Raw genomic sequence first — 16192 nt, forward strand, 5'->3', positions numbered from 1 at the left:
ACGCCGCCGACGCTCAACCCGACCGTGCGGTGTCGCGCTCGCTTCAGCCCGGGTTGGCGGCTTCTCGCAGCAGAATCGATTCCCTTGCCGCCGCCAGTCGCGCCAGAGGCACGCGGAAGGGTGAGCACGAGACGTAGTCCACCCCGGCGCGCATGCAGAACGCGATGGACTCGGGGTTTCCACCATGTTCCCCGCAGACCGAGATGGTGATCTCGGGCTTGCGCTCGCGCGCGCGCTGCGCGCCGATCAGGACCAGTTCGCCCACGCCTTCCTGGTCGAGGATGTGGAACGGATCTTCTTCAAAGACCCCCTGCCCGACATAGCTGCCCATGAACCGTCCCGCGTCGTCGCGCGACAGCCCGAAGGTCATCTGGGTCAGGTCGTTGGTGCCGAACGACAGAAAGGCGCAATGCTCGGCAATGTCGCCGGCGCGCAGGGCGGCGCGCGGGGTCTCGACCATGACGCCCAGACGATAATCGAAGCTGGACCGCGTCTCGGTCCGTACCGCCGCTGCCACCGCCTCGACCCGGTTGCGGACCAGTTCGACCTCGCGCATCGCGCTGACCAGCGGGATCATGATTTCGGGGACCACCCCGCCACCGCCGCGTTGGGCCGCAACCGTCGCCTCGAAGATGGCGCGGGCCTGCATGTCATAGATTTCCGGCACGACGATGCCCAGTCGCACGCCCCGCATCCCCAGCATCGGATTGAATTCGTCCAGCGCCTCGATGCGGCGCAGCACGTCCGACAGGGGCAGATCGAGCGATTCCGCCAGCTCCCGCATCCCCTCGCGGTCATGCGGCAGGAACTCGTGCAGGGGTGGATCGAACAGGCGGATGGTGACGGGCAGCCCTTCCATGATCTCGAACAGGGTGGTGAAATCGTCGCGCTGCATCGGCAGCAGTCGGTCCAGCGCAAGGCGCCGATCCTCCGGCTGGTCGGCGAAGATCATTTCGCGCATGGCCGGCAGGCGGGCGGCGTCAAAGAACATGTGCTCGGTCCGGCACAGGCCGATGCCCTGGGCGTTGAACATCCGTGCCATGCGCGCATCTTCGGGCGTGTCGGCGTTGGCACGGACGCTGATCGAACAGGCCGCATCCGCCCAGTCGAGCAACTGCGTGAATGCGTCATCCAGCGCCGGTTCCAGCATGTCAGGCGCACCGGCCAGCAAGTCCCCCGAGGTGCCGTCGACCGTCACCTCGTCGCCTTCCCGCAGGACCCGGCTGCCGACCCGCATCGTACGGCTGCGCGGGTCGATCGTCAGGCCGGTCGCGCCCACAATGCAGGGCAGCCCCAGCCCGCGCGCGATCACCGCCGCATGGCTGGTCATCCCGCCGCGTTCCGTCACCACGGCGACGGACGCGTGCATGCCGCGGACGTCTTCGGGCACGGTTTCGCGGCGAACCAGCACGCAGGCCTCGCCGCGCGCGGCGCTGGCCTGCGCTGCCGCGGCGGTGAAGACGATACGTCCCGTTGCGGCGCCGGGGCTGGCGGCGATGCCCCGCGCCACCCGGTCGCGCGGCGCGCGCGGATCAACCTGGTGGTGCAGGAGATCCGAGAGCGCCCGGGGCTGCACCCGCATCACCGCCTCTTCCGGGGTGATGATGCCTTCCCGGGCCAGCGCCACGGCGATGCGCACCGCGGCGCGTGACGATCGCGCCACCCGGGTGGCATCGATCAGCGACAGCTTGCTGTCGGACACGACGAACTCGACCTGCATCTCCTCCCGCAGCCGCTCGCGGGCGGCCTTGCCGAAATCGACCAGATCCGCGAACACCCGCGGCGCCACGTCCTCGAGCGAGGGACCGCGGGGATCGCGCATCAGAAACAGCGTCTCGGCATCCGACCCCTGCTGGCGTCCCTGCGACTGGCCCCGGAACCGGCCGGTCATGCTGGGGCTGCCGGTGACGCCGTCGACGAACTGGATCGTGCCGGACCCGGTGATCCCGGGCCCGAGCGCCAGTGCCATGTCCTGCACCACCAACCCCAGCGGCGCATCCGCCGGCGCCCCCTTGGCCTGCCGCAGCAGCCGCGCCGTGGGTCCGTCCCAGGCCCGCGCCATCGACCGCAGCACCTCGGCCAGCTGACGGCTCGGGTCCTGCGGGAACGGCTCGTCCGTCTCTTCCTCGAAGGCTTTCAGCGTGTCCTTCAGGCTGGCGTCGGGGTCCGAGAACATGTCGGGGTCCAGCCGCGCCACGTGAATGGCGTAGGACTGGACAAAGCCCCGATAGATCGCATCGGCGGCGCTACTACCGCGAGTGCGGGCCAGTTGGGCGTGGCATTCGTCGTTGATCCCGACATTGAGGACGGTGCCCGGACCGCCCCAATCCGGGTCGACGGCAGACGGGCGCACACCGACCAGCCCGTCGGCCGCGGCGATCAGGCGCCCCAACGCGGCGCTGTCCAGCATTCGTCCGGCCGCGATGCCGCGCACCGCTTCCACGGAAATGGCCATGGTCCGGGGCACCGGCAGGTCCATGCGGATCAATCGCTGCAGGCATTTGGCGCGCCAGCCGTGCCGTGCGGTTTCGATCCGTGCCGACGGGGTGATCTCGACGATGTCGGGCCCCGGCTCGCGGTCGGATCGGGGCAAGGGCGCAGCGCTGTCCATGACGGGGCGCAGCGTATGCGCGGGGGGGGCGATGCCGCAAGCGCGAAACGCCGCGACCCCCAGGTCAGGCGTCGAGGTCCACCCAGATCGGGACGTGGTCGCTGGGCTTGTCGCGCCCCCGCTGGTCGCGGTCGATGCCGACATCGCGCAGCCGGTCGGCGGCCTGCGGCGACAGCAGCGCGTGGTCGATCCGGATGCCGTTGTCCCGTTCCCACGCCTGCCGCTGGTAATCCCAGAAGGTGAAGGGGCCCCGGGTGACTTGCGGGGTGCGGATGCGAATCGCATCGGTCCAGCCCTGATGGATGATGCGGCGATAGGCGGCACGGGTGTCCGGCAGGAACAGCGCGTCATCGGCCCAGCGTTCCGGATGGGCCGCGTCGCGAGGTTCGGGGATCACGTTGAAGTCGCCCAGCATCACCACCGGCGCCTCGGTGCGCAGCAGGTTCGCGGCATGCTGGCGCAGCCGCTCCATCCACGCCAGCTTGTAATCGTATTTCGGACCGGGTGCAGGGTTGCCGTTCGGCAGATACAGCCCCGCCACATGAACCGCGCAGCGTTCGCCGATCACCGTGGCCTCGATGAACCGGGCCTGTTCGTCGCTGTCATCGCCAGGCAGGCCGCGCCGCACATCCTCGACAGGAACCCGTGCCAGGATGGCGACGCCGTTCCAGCTTTTCTGCCCGTGCGTCCACACCGACCAGCCCAGATCCTCGATCACGGACGACGGAAAGCCTTCGTCGACAGTCTTGATTTCCTGCAGCACGACGACATCGGGCTGCGCGTCCGGCAGCCAGGCGGTCAGCTGATGCAGCCGGGCCTTGATGCCGTTGATGTTGAAACTCGCGATCTTCATGGCAGCGACCCTAGCAGCAGCGCCCGCGCCGGCAAGGCCGCGCAAGACATGGCGTGTCAGCTTGGCCGAGGGGCGCGGCAGGCCCCTTCGGGATCAGAACAGCGACAGCTGGTCCCCTGCGCGCGGCGGGGGGCCGAAGCGACTGGCATCCAGCGGCGGAGCTTGGGTGGCGAAGCCCAGCCGCTTGCGCGCCACCCGGAATCGCTGAAGCAGCAGATCGGCCTCGACCCCTTCCCCCTTCATGCGGGTGAAGAACCGCGGGTCGTTGTCGCGCCCGCCGCGCATCGCCTGGATGCGCGTCATCACATGATCGGCCATGCCCGGGTGGTGGCGCTGCAACCAGTCGCGAAATAGCGGCGCCACCTCGAGCGGCAGGCGGACCGGGATCATGCTGGCGAGGGTCGCGCCGGCCTCGCGCCCGGCGGCCAGGATCGATTCGACCTCGTGCGCAGTCAGCACAGGGATCATCGGCGCGGCCATCACCCTGACCGGAACCCCGGCATCGGCCAGCGCGCGGATCATCCGCAGCCGGGTTGCGGGGGCCGGGGCGCGCGGCTCCATCTGCCGCGACAGCGCCGGATCCAGCGTGGTCACCGAGACCCCGACAGCAACCTGGCCGCGGGCCGCCATCGCCGCGATCAGGTCGAGATCCCGCAGGATCGTGCGGCCCCGGGTCACGATGCTCAGCGGATGGTTCCAGTCATGCAGGACCTGCAGGCAGGACCGCATGATGGCCAGCCGTGATTCGGCCGGTTGATACGGGTCGGTGTTGGTACCAAATGCGATCGGCGCCACCGCGTAGGTCGGCCGCGCGATCTCGGCAACCAGCAGCCGGGCGGCATCGGGCTTGGCGGTGATGCGGGTTTCGAAATCCAGCCCCGGCGACAGGCCCAGATAGGCGTGCGAGGGCCGCGCGAAACAGTAGATGCAGCCATGTTCGCAGCCGCGATACGGATTGACCGAGCGGTCGAACGGCACGTCGGGGGACTGGTTGCGAGTGATGATGCGGCGCGGTCGCTCCGACACGATCTGCGTCTCCAGCACCCGAGGTTCGGGCGGCGTGTCCCAGCCGTCCTCCTCCCGGACCGCGTGGAACGGTTCGAACCGGCCGGCCGGGCGATGCGCCGCCCCCCGCGCCTTCAGCAGTTCGTCATGGTCAGCAGGCGGTAACATGCGCAGAGACTAGAACATAAAGAGAACATCGTTCAAGCCCGCTGCTGCCACAAAAGGGGGGTTTCATCCGGTCGCGGCGCTGCCCATATTCGGGGTGTGACGAGAGAGGATCGGATGCCCCTGCCCCATTTCCTGCTGATGCTTGCCGCGATCATCCTGGTTGCCGCCGCCACCCTGTGGGTTGCGCTGTGGGCGGGTGTGCCCGCACAGGTTCTGGCGCTGGTGGCACTGGTCGGCGCTGCGGTGGTGCACCTGACCCGGACCGGCGACGGGCCGCACCACACACCGGGGGCCTGACCCAAGCAGGGCTCATCCCTAGATGGATGTGATCGCGGCTCAACTGTCCAGTTCAGCGTCCCAGTACAGAAAGTCCATCCAGGTATGATGCAGGTGGTTCGGCGGAAACCGCCGGCCGATCGCGTGCATCTGCTCGGTGCTGGGCCGCTCGGGGGTGCGCCGCAACCGCATGCCGGATTTCTGCAGGCTCTTGTTCGCCTTGCGCAGATTGCAGGGGGCGCAGGCGGCGACCACGTTTTCCCAGCTGGTCACGCCGCCGCGCGACCGCGGCACCACGTGATCAAAGGTCAGATCGCCGCGCGCGCCACAATACTGGCAGCAGAATTCATCCCGCAGGAAAAGATTGAAGCGCGTGAAGGCCACGCGCTTCTGGGGGCGAACGTAGTCCTTCAGCACCACCACCGACGGCATGCGCATCGCGGCCCGCTGGCTGCGCACCACCTCGTCGTATTCGGCAAGGATTGTTACCCGGTCGAGGAACACGGCCTTGACCGCCTCCTGCCAGGGCCAGAGTGACAGGGGATAGTAGCTCAGCGGACGATAATCGGCATTCAGGACCAGCGCCGGATTGCGGCGCAGCGAAGACGGATCGCGAACAAACTGGCTGCGAAATTCGAGCGCAGTGTGATCATGGTCGAGCATCGGGGGTCTGTGGCCCTTCCTGCGCTGCTGTCGATCGCCGTCACAAGACGTGGAGCGACTATATCCGTGACCTTCCCGCAGGCAAGCCCCTGCACCTGCGCCAGTCCACCCTGGCGCAAGCAGATGACGGCGGTATGACGCCCACCCTGGTGAGAGACGCAGGGCGAACGATGCGTCGCGGACAGATGCCGTCGGCGCAGCGCGTCAGGCGGCGTTCAGGCGGTCCCGGATGAACGTCAGCGCCGCACCGAGCCCATCGGGGGAAATCCCGTGCCCGGTATTCGGCATCACGTGGCTGTAGACGGTGAATCCTGCGCCGGTCAGCGCGTCTCCCGCCAGCCCCATCGACGCGAACGGGACCATCGGGTCCTGATCGCCGTGCACCAGCAGGACCGGCGGGCGGACCTTGACCTCGTGCATCAGTTCGGGGGCGAGCAGCCGGCCCGAAAAGCCGACGATGCCGGCCACCGGATCGGCGCGACGCGGCACGACATGCAGCGCCATCATGGTCCCTTGCGAGAACCCGACCACGACCATCCGGTCCGGGGCCAGCCCTTCCCGCTCGAGAACCTCGTCCAGATAGGCGTCGAGGTCGGCGACCGACTGGACCATCGACTGCCGGGACTGCTGTTCGGTGGACCCGTCCAGCCAGGGGATCGGAAACCACTGCCGGCCCATCGGATTGTTGACGCAGGGTTCAGGCGCATCAGGCGCATGAAAGCAGGTGTCGGGCAGATAAGGGGACAGCGGATCCGCGAGCCCCAGCAGATCGGCCCCGTCCGCGCCGTAGCCGTGCAGCAGCACCACCACTGACGTCGCCCTGTCCGGTCCCCGCCGGCCCGACTGCAGCTTGCGCACCATCTAATGTCCCCTCGGTACTGATCCTTCGGCCGGTGCCCGCGGCCGGGACGGCGCGCTCCTTATCGGATACCTTGCCGGCCCTTTGCCACCCGATAGTGCGCCCACAGGGCCCGAGCCGCCACCGCGCGCCAGGGACGCCACGGCTCGGCCAGCTCCGTCAGTGCCGCGGCCGAGGGGCGACTCGGCAGGTCATAGAGCAGGCGTGCCGATTCCTGCAGCGCCAGATCACCCGCCGCGAATGCGTCCGCCCGGCCCAGCGCGAACTTCAGATAGATGTCCGCGGTCCAACGCCCGATGCCAGGCAGGGCCACCAGCGTGGCCGCGACCACGTCGTCGGGCAGGCGGCGCAAGCTGTCCCAGTCCGGTTCGGCCGCTGCGATCCCGCGCAGATAGCGGATCTTCTGCCCGGATAGGCCGCAGCCGCGCAGTTCGTCGTCCGACGCCGCGGCGATGGCCGTCGGCGTGGTCAGACCGGCTGCCGCCAGCCGGGCCGCAATGGCGTCAGACGCATGGGTCGACAGCTGCTGCGACACCACGGCGTCCAGGATCGCCGCAAACCCGTCGCTGCGCCGGCGCAACGGCAGCGGGTCCAGATCCGGGAGCACACGCGCCCAGGTCGGGCAGACCGCAGTCAGATGTGCCATCCCCTCTTCCAGATCGGCGATGCTTTCGATCACCCGCATCAGCGCCGGTCCTGTTCGACGGTGGCCGCCCACTCGCGCGCACCCTGGCGCAGCCGGGTCTCGTAGGCCCGCGAGATGTGGCTGCGCAGCGCCGCGTCGGCCGCGTCGGCGTCGCCCGCCGCGATCGCGTCAACGATGGCCCGGTGTTCGACCAGCGCATCCGCCCCGCGCCCGGGCACCCCTAGCGACGAACTCGCCATCAGCGCCATGGTGCGGTGCACGATGTCCAGTTGCTGCACCAGATAGCGATTGTGCGACGCCAGGTGGATCTGGTGGTGAAAGCGGCGATTGGCCCGCGCCAGCGCCTGCGGATCGTCCAGGATGGCCTGATCCTCGTCCACCATCGCGCCCAGCACCTTGACCTCCTCCCGGCTGGCCTGCCGCGCGGCAAGCCGCGCTGCAAGCGCCTCGAGTTCGGTGCGCACGGCGTAGAGTTCGGTCAGCTGGTTGTGGTCCAGCGCCGCCACGACCAGGCTGCGCCCGTCGCGGGTCAGCATCGACTGGGTTTCCAGCCGTTGCAGCGCCTCGCGGACCGGGGTGCGGCTGACCCCGAACCGCTCGGCCAGTTCGGATTCCACCAGCCGGTCGCCAGGGCGATAGGTGCCATTGTCGATGGCCGACAGGATCAGGGAATAGGCGTCCTTCATGGGCGCCCACTTTCGCCTCTGCCGCCCCGATTGCAAGCATCGCGGCAGAGCGCTAGTGCGCTGGGCATGCCCGCAACGCGCGCCATCGCCGACCAGTTCGCCCATGTCGATGTCTGGATCTTCGACCTGGACAATACGCTCTACCCCGCCGAAATCCGGCTGTTCGACCAGATCCAGCTCCGGATGACGGCGTGGGTCGCCCGTGAACTCGGCCTGGACGACGCCGCGGCCGACAGCCTGCGCACCCGGTACTGGCGCGAGCACGGCACGACCCTGGCCGGGCTGATGGCGGAACACGCCATCGACCCGCGGCCCTATCTGAGCGACGTGCACGACATCGACTTTTCGGTGCTGCCGGCGGACCCCGGATTGGCCGCCGCGATCGACGCCCTGCCCGGACGCAAGATCGTCCACACCAACGCCGATGCGGCCTATGCCGGCAAGGTGCTGGCCCGCCGCGGGCTGACCTGCTTCGAGGCGGTGTGCGGAATCGAGGAGGTCGGTTTCCACCCCAAGCCCGATCCGCGATCCTTTGCCGCAGTCCTGGCGCTGCAAGGCATCGATCCCCGCCGCGCCGCCATGTTCGAGGATGACCCGCGCAACCTGATCGTGCCGCATTCGCTGGGGATGCGCACGATTCTGGTCGGTGCCGGACGACACGGGCCGGACGAACTGGCGGCCGATCACGTCCACGGTACGCATGTCGACCATCGCACCCACGACCTGGCCGGCTTTCTTGCGCCGCTTGCCCCGGCCGGTCCGAACGTGGCAAGCTGAGCGCGGACGCGCCCCAAGGATCAAGGTTTCCCATGTCGAGTGCCGATCACCCCTCTGCCGCCCTGGCCACGCCGCAAGCGGGCGAGCCGCCGGCCGATGACACGCATCTGCAGACCGCCCGCGAGCATCGCATCGCCAAGATGCTGTATCTGCTGGTCCTCGCCGTGCTGGTCGTCGTCATCCTGGCGGTCATGATCTTCGGGCTGCCCGCACTGGGCATTGCCGGGCTGATCGGGACGGTCGTCATGTTCGCCCTGCTGCTGGCCTACGCGGCCGGGTTCTAGCCCGCGTGTCGGCCGAGCGGTTCGATGTTCTCGTCTCCGGCGGGGGCATCGCCGGGCTGATTGCCGCTGTTGCGTTTGGGGCCGCGGGCTGGCGGGTGCTCTGCGTGGACCCCGCTCCTCCGGTAACGGATGAAGACGCCGCGGGGGCCGATCTGCGCACCACCGCATTCCTGCAGCCGTCCATCGATCTGCTCGACCGGATCGGCTTGTGGGACCGGCTTTCCGCACATGCGACGCCGCTGCAGGTCATGCGGATCGTCGATGCGGGCGGCCGGCAGCCGGTCGCGCGGCTGACCCGGGCCTTCGATGCCGCCGACATCTCGGACCGACCATTCGGGTCGAACCTGCCGAACTGGCTGCTGCGGCGCGAAATCGGGGACATGCTGACGTCCATGGACCTCGTCACCTTCCGTCCGGGCATCGGCACCGCCGGGCTGACGGCGCGGGACGACTCGGCGGTGGTCCGGCTGAGCGACGGCACAACGGTCGCGGCCCGGCTGGTCGTGGCGGCGGATGGGCGCCATTCCCCGGTGCGGCAGGCGCTGGGGATCGGGGTCCGGACCATCCGTTATGGGCAGAAGGCGCTCGCCTTTGCGGTCACCCACACGCTGCCGCACGAGAATGTCTCGACCGAGATCCACCGCTCCGGCGGTCCGTTCACGCTGGTGCCTCTGCCCGACCGTAACGGCCAACCAGCCTCTGCCGTGGTCTGGATGGAGCGCGGGGCGGAAATCGCCCGGCTGCGCGCCCTGTCCCGCGACGCATTCGAGGCCGAGCTGAACGAGCGCTCGGCCGGCGTCCTTGGCCATCTGACGCAGGCGACGGGGCTGACCGAGTGGCCGATCATCAGTCAGATCGCGGACCGGTTTTCGGGCCCCCGCACCGCCCTGATCGCCGAGGCGGCGCATGTCGTTCCGCCGATCGGCGCGCAGGGGCTGAACATGAGCCTGGCCGACCTGTCCGCCCTTGTCGACCTGTCTGCCGCCGACCCCGGCAGCCTTGACAGTCTGGATCGCTATCATCGGACCCGCCGCCCCGAGGCGCTGGCGCGCCTGATCGGCATCGATGCCCTGAACCGCGCCAGCATGGTGCGGGCACAACCCTTGCGCGACCTGCGCGCTGCGGCGCTGGGCGGGCTGTACGGTGTGGCGCCGGTGCGTCGGTTAATGATGAAGGCGGGACTGGGCCTGCGCTGACGTGCAGGCCGCCAAGAGCACCGCTGCAGATCGGCACTCCGCGCCTTCATCTCGGCCATATCGCTGCGCGGCGCCCGGATGAAACTTCCATGCATGTCCCTCACCGGACCACCGGCGCACAGGCAGGGCGGCTTCAGTCTGCGCCCAGCGGGCCGGGGCGGCGTTCCTCGGACAGCATGACATTCGCCTCGACCTGCCCCACGCCGGGCAGGGTCATGATGCGGCGCCGCAGGATGCGTTCGAAATCGCTGATGTCGCGGGCGGTGACGCGCAGCCGGTAGTCGAAGCGGCCCAGCACGTGCTGCACCACCTGCACCTCGGGGATGGCGGTCACCGCGCGCTCGAATTCCTCGAGATCGATGCGGCCCTTGGCGGCCAGGCGGATCCCCAGGAACACCGTGACGCCGAAGCCCAGCGCGGCCTGATCAACGATCACGCGCCAGCCGCGGATCACCCCGGCGTCCCGCAACCGCCGGATCCGCCGCCAGGCCGCGGGCTGGGTCAGGCCGACGGCGCGCCCCACCTCGGCTGCACCGCAGGTCGCGTCCCGCGCCAGCATGCGCAGGATGGCCAAGTCGACCCTGTCTGGGGAAAAGACGCTCACAGCGGCAGTTCCGCCCTGTTCTTGATCGTCGAGACGAGCATCAGGGCGTCGCTGTCGGCGACGTGCGGCAGGGTCAGGATGCTGTCCCGGTAGACCTGCTGCCAGTGTGCCATGTCACGGGCGATCACCGACAGGCGGAAGTCGACGGAACCCAGGAAGGACTGGATCTCGGTCACCTCGGGCACCGCACGCGCCGCGGCCTGAAACTCGTCGAAGGCACGGGGGTTGGTCTTGTCGAGGGTGAAGCGCAGCGAGACCTCGACCTCGAAGCCCAGCTTGCGCCAGTCGATGTCCGCCTCGGTCCCGCGGATGATGCCGGTGGCCCGCAGCTTCTCCAGTCGCCGCCACAGGGTTGCGGAGGTCACCCCCGCACGGACGGCAAGCGCCTCGTTCGGGATGTCCGGGTCGACGAGCAGGTGGCGCAGGATGCGCCTGTCGATCGCATCAGGCATGATTTTTTCGGGTTAGGCCATCCCGGCACATAGCAGTCACGCACGAGGACCGAAAGATGCATATTTTTGTCCACTAACTTCGTTCGCCTGCGTCTAGAACCGCTTCAGCAACGAAGGGGAAAAACGATGCGCGTTTACTATGACCGCGACTGTGACGTGAACCTGATCAAGGACAAGAAGATCGCCATTCTCGGCTATGGCAGCCAGGGCCACGCGCACGCGCTGAACCTGCGCGACAGCGGCGCCCGGAACGTCGTGGTCGCCCTGCGCGAGGGGTCGCCCAGCAAGGCCAAGGCCGAGGGTGAGGGGCTGCAGGTGATGGGCATTGCCGAGGCCGCCAAATGGGCGGACCTGATCATGTTCACGATGCCGGACGAACTGCAGGCGGAAACCTACCGCAAGCACGTCCACGACAACCTGCGCGAGGGCGCGGCAATCGCGTTCGCGCACGGGCTCAACGTGCATTTCGGCCTGATCGAGCCCAAGCCCGGCGTCGACGTCATCATGATGGCGCCCAAGGGCCCGGGCCACACCGTGCGCGGTGAATACGTCAAGGGCGGCGGCGTGCCGTGCCTGGTGGCGGTGCACAACGACGCCTCGGGCAAGGCGATGGACCTGGGCCTGTCCTATTGCAGCGCCATCGGCGGTGGCCGGTCGGGCATCATCGAGACCAATTTCCGCGAGGAATGCGAGACCGACCTGTTCGGCGAACAGGCGGTCCTGTGCGGCGGGCTGGTCGAACTGATCCGCATGGGGTTCGAGACCCTGGTCGAGGCCGGGTACGAGCCGGAAATGGCCTATTTCGAGTGCCTGCACGAGGTGAAGCTGATCGTCGACCTGATCTATGAGGGCGGCATCGCCAACATGAACTATTCGATCAGCAACACGGCCGAATACGGCGAGTACGTCAGCGGGCCCCGCATCCTGCCGCGCGAGGAAACCAAGCGTCGCATGAAGGAGGTGCTGGCCGACATCCAGACCGGCAAGTTCGTCCGCGACTTCATGACCGAGAACGCCGTCGGCCAGCCCAGCTTCAAGGCCACCCGCCGCATCAACGACGAGCACCAGATCGAGAAGGTCGGTGAAAAGCTGCGCGACATGATGCCCTGGATCAGCAAGGGCAAGATGGTCGACCGCGCCCGCAACTGATCGGGCGCGACAGCGACGATGATGACGGAAAGGGCGCCAACGGCGCCCTTTTTCCTTAGAGGTTGTTGTGGCTGTTCAGCAGGTCGGCGGTGCTGACCGTCCGGCCATCCGGCAATCGGCACAGATCGGCGCGCCGTCCCGCGGCCACACGCTGGATCACCGTGCCGTTGACGCCCGCGCAGTACAGCGCCGCGGGATCGACGATCGCGGTCGAGGAAGATGACGAAGTCGACGTGGAGGTGGTCGCCCCGCCGCCTCCGCAGGCTGCAAGAGACAGCGTCATCAGGGGCAGCAGGCGGATCATCGGCGGGCTCCTTCGACTGTGATCTGGACGCCACAGTGCCAAGCGCACAAGCCACAGGCAAGCGGAACCGCGCGCATCCGGATCATGCGTCGCAACCGACGCGGTAGCTTCACCCGCAGGGACAAGCCACGCCGCGGGCGAAGGACAAGCGCAGGCTATTCCTCCGTGACGTCGATCACGCCTTCGACCGCGCGCAGGGCCTGTCGCATGCGCGGCGTCACCGGCACGTTCTGCCCCACCTCGATGTCATAGACAGTGTTCCCGTCCCGAACCCGCATCAGCAGCGGTCCCCGGCCGCGGGACGACACGCTCATCTCGGCGCTGACGGTTCGCAACCGGTCCAGCACGGCCGCCGCTGTCGGCGCATCGGCGATTTCCACCGCGAGCTTGCCGGACCCTGCATCGGCCACCGCGTCCTCCAGCGGGACGGCGGCGCGGGCCAGCATCTTGACCTGATCGCCGGATGGCTCGGCATTGACCGTCAGCAGCACGTTCGCGCCGGGCTCCAGATACTGGCGGCTGCTGTCCAGCAGATCCGAAAACACCGTCACCTCGTACAGCCCGGTCGGGTCCGACAGGGTCACGAACGCATAGCGCGTGCCCTTGGCGGATTTCTTTTCCGTCCGCGCCGCCACCGTTCCGGCGATCTGGGCGACCAGCGGACCGTCCACCGCAGCCGCCTCGACCTCGGCCACGGTCAGCGCCCCCTTGCGGCGCAGCGCCGGCAGATAGTCGTCCAGCGGGTGTCCCGACAGATAGAACCCGATCGCCGCCCGTTCCTCGGCAAGCTTCTCGGCCGGCATCCAGACAGAGGCCAGCGCGGGACGCGGTGGCGGCAGATCCTCGCCGCCGCCGAACAGCGAATTCTGGGACGAGACGGCCTGTTGCTGCACCGCGCTGGACCACGCCACCAGCGCGTCCAGGGATTTCAGCACCCGCGCGCGGTTCGGGTCCAGCTCGTCGAACGCACCGGCCCGCGCCAGCATTTCCAGCGCGCGCTTGCCGATCTGGCGCATCGGGACGCGTCGGGCGAAATCGACGAGATCGGCGAAGGGTCTGTCGCCGCGCGCGGCGACCAGCGTCCGCATCGCCTCCACGCCCACGTTCTTCAGCGCGCCGAGCGCATAGACGATCCGGCCGCCGGTGACCGAGAAGGTGGGCTGCGACAGGTTCACGCTGGGCGGGATCACCTCGATCCCCATGCGGTCAACCTCGCGCCGGTACACGGCCAGCTTGTCGGTCAGGTGAATGTCGCAGTTCATCACCGCGGCCATGAACTCCACCGGATGGTTCGCCTTCAGCCAGGCGGTCTGGTAGCTGACCACCGCATAGGCCGCAGCATGCGACTTGTTGAACCCGTAATTGGCGAATTTCTCCAGCAGGTCAAAGACCTCGCCGGACTTCTTGCCGTCGATTCCTTGCGCCGCACAGCCCTCGATGAACTTGGGGCGTTCCTTGGCCATTTCCTCGGCGATCTTTTTCCCCATGGCGCGCCGCAGCAGGTCGGCACCGCCCAGCGAATAGCCGGCCATGACCTGCGCGATCTGCATCACCTGTTCCTGATAGACGATGATGCCCTGCGTCTCGGCCAGGATGTGATCGATCGTGGGGTGAATGGATTCAATCGCCTGCAGCCCGTTCTTGACGCGGCAATAGGCCGGGATGTTTTCCATCGGCCCGGGCCGGTACAGCGCCACCAGGGCCACGATGTCCTCGATGCAGGTGGGCCGCATCTGGCGCAGCGCGTCCATCATGCCCGAGCTTTCGACCTGGAACACCGCGACGGTGCGGGCGCTGGCGAACAGCCGGTAGGTCGCCTCGTCATCCAGCGGGATCAGGTTGATCTCGTCCACGGCCCCCGGCGGCGGGTCATAGAGTTGACGCCCATCGGCGCCGACATGCAGGTGCCGGCCACCGGCGCGGATCAGGTCCACGGCGTTCTGGATGACGGTCAGGGTCTTCAGCCCGAGGAAGTCGAACTTGACCAGCCCCGCCTGTTCCACCCATTTCATGTTGAACTGCGTGGCCGGCATGTCCGACCCCGGGTCGCGATACAGCGGCACCAGCTGGTCCAGCGGCCGGTCGCCGATCACGACGCCCGCGGCATGGGTGGAGGCATTGCGCAGCAGCCCTTCGACCTGGCTGGCATAGTCCAGCATGCGGCGCACGTTTTCCTCGGCCGCCGCTGCCTCGCGCAGGCGCGGCTCGTCGGCCAGCGCCTTGGTGATGCTGACCGGCTTGACGCCCTCGACCGGGATCATCTTGCTGAGCTTGTCGCGCTGGGTGAAGCCCATCCCCAGCACCCGACCCACGTCATGGACGGCCGCCTTGGACAGCAGCGCGCCGAAGGTGATGATCTGCCCGACCTTCTCGCGGCCGTATTTCTGGCAGACGTAGTCGATCACCTCCTCGCGCCGATCCATGCAGAAATCGATGTCGAAATCCGGCATCGAAACGCGTTCCGGATTCAGGAACCGTTCGAACAGCAGATTGTAGCGCAAGGGGTCCAGGTCGGTGATGGTCAGCGCATAGGCAACCAGACTGCCCGCCCCCGACCCGCGGCCGGGCCCGACGGGAATGCCCTGCGCCTTGGCCCACTTGATGAAGTCGGCGACGATCAGGAAGTAGCCGGGAAAGCCCATCTGCTCGATCACACCCAGTTCGAAGTCGAGCCGCGCCCGGTATTCCTCGACGCTGACCGCGTGGGGGATCATGGCCAGTCGTGCGGTCAGCCCCTCGTGCGCCTGGCGGCGCAGTTCGTTCACCTCGTCATCGGCAAAGCGGGGCAGGATCGGCTTGTGCCGGGCAACGGCAAAGGCACAGCGGCGCGCGATCTCCACGGTGTTCTCGATCGCCTCGGGCAGGTCGGCGAACAGGATCGCCATGTCCTCGGCGGACTTGAAGTGGTGGTTCGGGGTCAGGCGCCGGCGCGGCGCCGACTGGTCCACCATGGCTCGTTCGCGGATGCAGATCAGCGCGTCGTGGGCGCCGAACATCTTCGGGTCGGCGAAATAGACGTCGTTGGTCGCGACCAGCGGCAGATCCATGTCATAGGCGAGGTCGATCATGCCGCCCTCGGCTGCGGCCTCGGCCGGCAGCAACTGCCCGTTATCCTGCATGTGGCGCTGCAGCTCGACATACAGCCGGTCGCCGAACATCGCCTGCAACGCCGCCAGATGCGCGCGGGCCTGATCCGTCTTGCCCGCCGCGACAAGCTGCCCCAGCGGACCGGTCGCCCCGCCGGTCAGGCAGATCAGGCCGTCCGACCGGGCCGCGAGTTCCGCCATGGTGACATGCGGGTGGTCGCGTGGCGGTTCGACATACAGGCAGGTCGACAGCGCCATCAGGTTTGTCCAGCCGATCTGGTCCTGGACCAGCAGCACCACCGGACCGCAGGCGTCGCCGGCGTCCAGCGTCATCTGGCACCCGACGATGGGCTGCACCCCCTCGTCCATCGCCTTGACGGAGAATTCCAGCGCGGCGAACAGCGCGTTGGTGTCGGTCAGCGCCACCGCAGGCATGTCGTGCCGCGCGGCAAGCGCCGGCAGCTTCTTGACCGGAATCGCGCCCTCCAGCAGCGAATGTTCGGAATGGCAGCGCAGGTGGATGAATCGGGGGACGGTCTTAACCATGCGCGCGAACATAGCCGGGTGGCCCCG

16 protein-coding genes are annotated in these 16192 nt (G+C 68.2%); 5 read left to right on the top strand and 11 right to left on the bottom strand.

All coding sequences use genetic code 11. From position 1 onward, the window contains the following. Positions 1–43: 43 nt before the first annotated feature. From Q0938_RS03750 to Q0938_RS03760, 3 genes are all read right to left on the bottom strand, one after another. Positions 44–2593, bottom strand: a complete 2550-nt coding sequence (locus Q0938_RS03750) for a putative PEP-binding protein (protein ID WP_299359276.1) — start codon at positions 2591–2593, stop codon at positions 44–46. Positions 2594–2675: 82 nt separating this feature from the next. Beyond that, a complete protein-coding gene (gene xth / locus Q0938_RS03755; protein WP_299359278.1) occupies positions 2676–3464 on the bottom strand; it encodes an exodeoxyribonuclease III in 789 nt (262 codons plus the stop codon). Positions 3465–3557: 93 nt separating this feature from the next. Beyond that, positions 3558–4637, bottom strand: coding sequence for a PA0069 family radical SAM protein (locus Q0938_RS03760; RefSeq protein ID WP_299359280.1), 1080 nt, complete (start codon positions 4635–4637; stop codon positions 3558–3560). Between the two features lie 114 nt (positions 4638–4751). Here Q0938_RS03760 and Q0938_RS03765 point away from each other — a divergent pair, with 114 nt between their 5' ends. Next, positions 4752–4934 carry a hypothetical protein gene (locus Q0938_RS03765; protein WP_299359282.1) on the top strand — a complete coding sequence of 61 codons (183 nt, stop codon included), beginning with the start codon at positions 4752–4754 and terminating at the stop codon, positions 4932–4934. 39 nt (positions 4935–4973) lie between these two features. Here the strand turns inward: Q0938_RS03765 and Q0938_RS03770 are convergent, their stop codons facing one another. The 4 genes from Q0938_RS03770 to Q0938_RS03785 all read right to left on the bottom strand — a co-directional run bounded on the left by Q0938_RS03770 (position 4974) and on the right by Q0938_RS03785 (position 7767). Then, positions 4974–5576, bottom strand: coding sequence for an HNH endonuclease (locus tag Q0938_RS03770; RefSeq protein WP_299359284.1), 603 nt, complete (start codon positions 5574–5576; stop codon positions 4974–4976). Between the two features lie 204 nt (positions 5577–5780). After that, positions 5781–6437 (bottom strand): alpha/beta fold hydrolase, encoded by a 657-nt coding sequence (locus Q0938_RS03775; protein WP_299359286.1) that lies wholly within the window; start codon positions 6435–6437, stop codon positions 5781–5783. Positions 6438–6496: 59 nt separating this feature from the next. Then, complete coding sequence (locus Q0938_RS03780; protein ID WP_299359287.1) at positions 6497–7120, bottom strand: DNA-3-methyladenine glycosylase 2 family protein; 624 nt, start codon at positions 7118–7120, stop codon at positions 6497–6499. Beyond that, positions 7120–7767, bottom strand: coding sequence for a GntR family transcriptional regulator (locus Q0938_RS03785; RefSeq protein WP_299359289.1), 648 nt, complete (start codon positions 7765–7767; stop codon positions 7120–7122). The genes Q0938_RS03780 and Q0938_RS03785 overlap by 1 nt, the downstream gene beginning before the upstream one ends. A 66-nt stretch (positions 7768–7833) precedes the next feature. On the opposite strand from Q0938_RS03785, the gene Q0938_RS03790 reads away from it, so the two are divergent. The 3 genes from Q0938_RS03790 to Q0938_RS03800 are packed head-to-tail and all read left to right on the top strand — an operon-like array spanning position 7834 to position 10024. Further along, a complete protein-coding gene (locus tag Q0938_RS03790) occupies positions 7834–8544 on the top strand; it encodes a pyrimidine 5'-nucleotidase (protein WP_299359291.1) in 711 nt (236 codons plus the stop codon). A gap of 32 nt (positions 8545–8576) precedes the next feature. Continuing rightward, entirely contained in the window at positions 8577–8828 is a 252-nt protein-coding gene (locus tag Q0938_RS03795) for a hypothetical protein (RefSeq protein WP_299359293.1), read from the top strand. 5 nt (positions 8829–8833) lie between these two features. Then, positions 8834–10024 carry a UbiH/UbiF family hydroxylase gene (locus Q0938_RS03800; RefSeq protein WP_299359295.1) on the top strand — a complete coding sequence of 397 codons (1191 nt, stop codon included), beginning with the start codon at positions 8834–8836 and terminating at the stop codon, positions 10022–10024. Between the two features lie 133 nt (positions 10025–10157). On the opposite strand, the gene Q0938_RS03805 is transcribed toward Q0938_RS03800, so the two are convergent. Next, positions 10158–10628, bottom strand: a complete 471-nt coding sequence (locus tag Q0938_RS03805) for an Lrp/AsnC family transcriptional regulator (protein WP_299359297.1) — start codon at positions 10626–10628, stop codon at positions 10158–10160. After that, complete coding sequence (locus Q0938_RS03810; protein WP_299359300.1) at positions 10625–11080, bottom strand: Lrp/AsnC family transcriptional regulator; 456 nt, start codon at positions 11078–11080, stop codon at positions 10625–10627. The genes Q0938_RS03805 and Q0938_RS03810 overlap by 4 nt, the downstream gene beginning before the upstream one ends. A gap of 126 nt (positions 11081–11206) precedes the next feature. On the opposite strand from Q0938_RS03810, the gene ilvC reads away from it, so the two are divergent. Further along, complete coding sequence (gene ilvC / locus Q0938_RS03815; protein ID WP_299359302.1) at positions 11207–12229, top strand: ketol-acid reductoisomerase; 1023 nt, start codon at positions 11207–11209, stop codon at positions 12227–12229. A 55-nt stretch (positions 12230–12284) separates the two neighbouring features. Here the strand turns inward: ilvC and Q0938_RS03820 are convergent, their stop codons facing one another. Beyond that, positions 12285–12533 carry a DUF333 domain-containing protein gene (locus tag Q0938_RS03820; RefSeq protein ID WP_299359304.1) on the bottom strand — a complete coding sequence of 83 codons (249 nt, stop codon included), beginning with the start codon at positions 12531–12533 and terminating at the stop codon, positions 12285–12287. Between the two features lie 155 nt (positions 12534–12688). After that, positions 12689–16165, bottom strand: a complete 3477-nt coding sequence (dnaE, locus tag Q0938_RS03825) for a DNA polymerase III subunit alpha (protein WP_299359306.1) — start codon at positions 16163–16165, stop codon at positions 12689–12691. Between the last annotated feature and the right edge of the window lie 27 nt (positions 16166–16192).

This window comes from uncultured Paracoccus sp. (assembly GCF_947496875.1).
Lineage (GTDB): Bacteria > Pseudomonadota > Alphaproteobacteria > Rhodobacterales > Rhodobacteraceae > Paracoccus.

Coding starts and splice junctions, on each gene's coding strand:
- Q0938_RS03770 (WP_299359284.1), bottom strand. CDS start 5,576: ATGCTCGACCATGATCACACTGCGCTCGAATTTCGCAGCCAGTTTGTT.
- xth (WP_299359278.1), bottom strand. CDS start 3,464: ATGAAGATCGCGAGTTTCAACATCAACGGCATCAAGGCCCGGCTGCAT.
- Q0938_RS03790 (WP_299359291.1), top strand. CDS start 7,834: ATGCCCGCAACGCGCGCCATCGCCGACCAGTTCGCCCATGTCGATGTC.
- ilvC (WP_299359302.1), top strand. CDS start 11,207: ATGCGCGTTTACTATGACCGCGACTGTGACGTGAACCTGATCAAGGAC.
- Q0938_RS03795 (WP_299359293.1), top strand. CDS start 8,577: ATGTCGAGTGCCGATCACCCCTCTGCCGCCCTGGCCACGCCGCAAGCG.
- Q0938_RS03780 (WP_299359287.1), bottom strand. CDS start 7,120: ATGCGGGTGATCGAAAGCATCGCCGATCTGGAAGAGGGGATGGCACAT.
- dnaE (WP_299359306.1), bottom strand. CDS start 16,165: ATGGTTAAGACCGTCCCCCGATTCATCCACCTGCGCTGCCATTCCGAA.
- Q0938_RS03775 (WP_299359286.1), bottom strand. CDS start 6,437: ATGGTGCGCAAGCTGCAGTCGGGCCGGCGGGGACCGGACAGGGCGACG.
- Q0938_RS03810 (WP_299359300.1), bottom strand. CDS start 11,080: ATGCCTGATGCGATCGACAGGCGCATCCTGCGCCACCTGCTCGTCGAC.
- Q0938_RS03820 (WP_299359304.1), bottom strand. CDS start 12,533: ATGATCCGCCTGCTGCCCCTGATGACGCTGTCTCTTGCAGCCTGCGGA.
- Q0938_RS03760 (WP_299359280.1), bottom strand. CDS start 4,637: ATGTTACCGCCTGCTGACCATGACGAACTGCTGAAGGCGCGGGGGGCG.
- Q0938_RS03785 (WP_299359289.1), bottom strand. CDS start 7,767: ATGAAGGACGCCTATTCCCTGATCCTGTCGGCCATCGACAATGGCACC.
- Q0938_RS03765 (WP_299359282.1), top strand. CDS start 4,752: ATGCCCCTGCCCCATTTCCTGCTGATGCTTGCCGCGATCATCCTGGTT.